The organism is Synechococcus sp. W65.1 (assembly GCF_047461615.1).
GTDB lineage: Bacteria > Cyanobacteriota > Cyanobacteriia > Thermostichales > Thermostichaceae > Thermostichus.
The window spans coordinates 1-2,944 of the sequence record NZ_JANSHI010000027.1 but is presented as its reverse complement, the minus strand read 5'-3'; the positions used below and the strand labels follow the sequence as shown (position 1 = coordinate 2,944).

3 protein-coding genes are annotated in these 2,944 nt (G+C 57.6%); all 3 read right to left on the bottom strand.

Going from position 1 to position 2,944, the window contains the following annotated elements; genetic code table 11:
• The coding region (locus NW806_RS10885) for a hypothetical protein (protein ID WP_414411119.1) at positions 1-207 on the bottom strand (207 nt) is incomplete at its 3' end.
• 48 nt (positions 208-255) lie between these two features.
• Positions 256-762 carry a pentapeptide repeat-containing protein gene (locus NW806_RS10880; protein WP_011430277.1) on the bottom strand — a complete coding sequence of 169 codons (507 nt, stop codon included), beginning with the start codon at positions 760-762 and terminating at the stop codon, positions 256-258.
• Positions 763-934: 172 nt separating this feature from the next.
• Positions 935-2,944, bottom strand: a 2,010-nt coding sequence (locus tag NW806_RS10875; RefSeq protein WP_414411118.1) for a hypothetical protein, incomplete at its 5' end; no start/stop codon positions are given.

Here is a 2,944-nt window from a genome sequence, read left to right as displayed (position 1 = left end):
GACAGTAACTGTGGAAACACGCCCAATGGCCTCTGCGTTCTGACCAATGGCTGCAAAGGCTTGCCCAATGGCCTCTGCGTTCTGGGCGGTGGCTGCAAAAAGACGCTCGATGGCTTCTGTATTCCGGGCAGTGGCCTGGGCAGTGGCCAGGGTCTGCTGGGCCAGGACTTCCAAGATGGCCTCCACCCGCTCCAACCGCTCCGACATGGGGTTCCCTACACCGGCTTAGGATCCCATTCTAGCCGGATCCCTGGCCTACCAGCGGCAGGGGCCGCGCTCCCCATCGGGGCAGATGGTCTCCCCGTCCGTCAACGCCCCCTCCAGCTTGGCCCCTTTGAGAATTGCCCCCCTGAGGTTGGCCCGCCGCAGATCCGCCTCCTGCAAATTGGCCCCTGTCAAGTCGGCCTCAGCCAGGCTGGAGTCGGGAAACCTGGCTTTCTGCAAGTTGGCCCGCCGCAACTTGGCCCCGTTGAAAGCGGTGTTTTCCACATAGGCCCCCGCCAAATTGGCCCCCGACAGATCCGCCTGCAGGAAGACTCCCCCCTGCACCAGCGCCTCGCCCAGATCAGCGCCGGCCAGCTTGGCGTTAGCGAGCACCACCCCAATCAACTGGCAGCCGGAGAGATTCTTGCCCTTGGCCGCCAATACCTCCTCCGCCGTTACCTGGCGGGCATTGACACATAGAGAAGGGCCCCGCGCCCTGCCGGAACAGGCTGCCAGCGCCAGTCCTACCCCCAACAGCCAGACAATCCTTTTGGCCATACTCACCTTTTCCTGCAAGCTGGTGCTAGCCTACCACAATTCCTCTCCCGCCGTTGCAGCCCGACTTCCCGGAAAGGGGCAAGGGGTGGTTGTGTCGGCAATGCAGAGCACCGGGGCCTACAAAAAAGCCCCCCTGGGGGGCAGGGGGGGAAACAGCTTCCAGCGTCAGTTACTACTGAACAACTTTTCCTCCTCCAAAGGTTCCCAAAAAGGTGTTATTGACAAGAGCATCAGAGGCGAGGTTTCTGGAACCTCTAACTCCAATTGAGTTACCGCTGCCAATAAAGGTGTTACCTTCAACTCTGCTCTGATCACCTTGGACGTCGATACCTATGCCATTGGGATTACCCCCAGCACCAGGGCCACTACTCACAGTGATGGTGGAGCCGGCAACCGAGGATGTGCGAGCCTCGGGTTGGATTAGGATACCTGTACTGCCTTGCGCGTGCCCGCCGTTAGTCATATCCACCGTCAAGCCCGTAACAGTCAGAACCCCCTTGGAATCGATCAAAGTGACAGGGTTGTTAGCCGCGTTATTATTATTAATAGTCCGAACTCTGCCACCGATAATGCTGAGGTTGACATTGGCATTATTACTCCTAATGCCAACGTTATTCGCACTATCATCATTCACATCAACCCTCACATCCCTAAGGATATGGGAGCCAGCTCCCGCAACATCCACGCAGACACCAGCCCCATTACACGTGACATCCACACTGGCTAGCCCAGCCGTTGGATCATTGATTGTTATTGCCGGTCCAGCGACGTTGGTGAGAATGTTGATATCCTGCAGCTTGTAGCCCTTGTTCAGGGTCAGTGTTTTAATATTAGTCGCCAGATCCAACGTAAACGTCTTCGGGAATGGAGCTTGCAGCACCGTTACCGAGCCGGCCAACAAATTCGGTGTGGCAATGTTAACATTAGGCTGCTCAGTATTGGTTCCACCCAAAATAGTAACCACCACGTTATTGCCCGCGTTGGCCACCGCCGCCACTCTCGAACCTGGATTTTGGTTAATGTTCAAAACAGCCGCAACAGTCAGCCAAGGCTGGGCCGCTGTGCCCGGGAAGGCGTTGTTCCCATTCACAGGATCGATGAAGAAATTCGTATTCGAGATGGGGGTAATGGTTACCGGCAGGTTGAGCTGACCCAACGGCCCCGCATCCAAGAAAACCGATTGCGCTCCTGGAACGGCCCTCTGTCCAGCGTTCACCAAAACCGTCTGGTTGATGTTGAAGTTGGCCGGCGAAAAGATCAGGGAAGCCGGAGTGGCGGCCAGGTCAGACGTAGAAGTCGTCACCGTTACCGTCACCGGCGCTGTCGGGGCTTTGGCCAGCTTGACCGTAAACGACGCTGCCCCATTGGCAGGAATGCTCAGGCTGGCAGGATTCACCACAAGGTTGGTCGATTGGTCAACCGTAACATTGACCACTCCATCCGCATAGCCCGGAGCAGAGAACTTGACGGTGCCAGTCGTGCCTGGGGTCGCCGTGCTGCCCACCGTCACCGTGCCGCTGAAAACAGTGGGAGTAAAAGTCAGGGTCGCTGGGGTAGCTGTAATGCCGCTAGAAGGCGTCACCGTTACCGTCACATTCCCTGTTGGCGCACTGGGCAACGACACCGTCACGCTTTGGCTGGAGCCGCTCGGCAGCTTCAAACTGTCAGGGGTGACCTGGAGTGCATTGATCGTCGGCGTGGGCGTGGGCGTGGGCGTGGGCGTCGGGGTCTGTGTTGCTGAAGTCTTGAAGAAGGTATCCAACTGAGTTTGAGTAACATTCACCCCGGGAAGCTTCAGGGTGCCGGACAAAAAGCCGTTAACCTTGGCCGCAGGCGCCTCCGTGCCCAACGTGGCTACGGCAAACAGCACCGCCGCATCGCTGCAGTCAACTCTGCCGTCGCCCGTGAAGTCAGAGATAGCGGGCTTCAGCGGGTCACCTAGCCCAGTGACATCCTTGTCCTTAATCGGCCCTGCTTTAAGCGTGTTGTTGACAAAATCTACGATCTTGGTTGTGTCGCTAGTGTTGAGAGTGCAGGCGGCAAAAAGGACCGCTGCGTCCGTAATTTTGACGGAAGTCTTCGTCCCCTCGTAGTAGAAGGAGACACCCTCAGCCGTAGCCGCTTCAGGAGCCTGGACAGAGATGCTCGAGGGAACCTGCGTAACAGTGGGTGTATCGGCAGA

Excerpts from the sequence above, each read along its gene's own strand:
- NW806_RS10880 (WP_011430277.1), bottom strand. The coding sequence starts at position 762 with ATGGCCAAAAGGATTGTCTGGCTGTTGGGGGTAGGACTGGCGCTGGCA.